This is a genomic window from Chryseobacterium mucoviscidosis (assembly GCF_002177115.1).
Taxonomy (GTDB): domain Bacteria; phylum Bacteroidota; class Bacteroidia; order Flavobacteriales; family Weeksellaceae; genus Chryseobacterium; species Chryseobacterium mucoviscidosis.
The window spans coordinates 1-221 of record NZ_MVAG01000206.1 but is presented as its reverse complement, the minus strand read 5'-3'; the positions used below and the strand labels follow the sequence as shown (position 1 = coordinate 221).

Annotated in this window: 1 pseudogene; it reads right to left on the bottom strand. The window is 35.3% G+C overall.

Features of this window, described 5'->3' with window-relative positions:
- Window positions 1-21: 21 nt before the first annotated feature.
- A pseudogene (locus tag B0E34_RS21495) lies at window positions 22-221 on the bottom strand (MFS transporter); the annotation flags it as partial.

Here is a 221-nt window from a genome sequence, read left to right as displayed (position 1 = left end):
TCTACCATCCGTCATCAACTTTCAAAACGCAAATGCCCAGGTCCGTTTATAACTTAAAAATTCTTTGAATGTTAATTTTCGCTCTTCTGTTGTTACCGTATTTTCCTCAACAGCAGCATCTTCCTTATCCTGATTAATATACGTAAGCTCATGTTCATTCACTTTATGATGCTTATGGGTTTTTTTGTAGTAAAATACCCAAAGTCCCATCCATACAAATG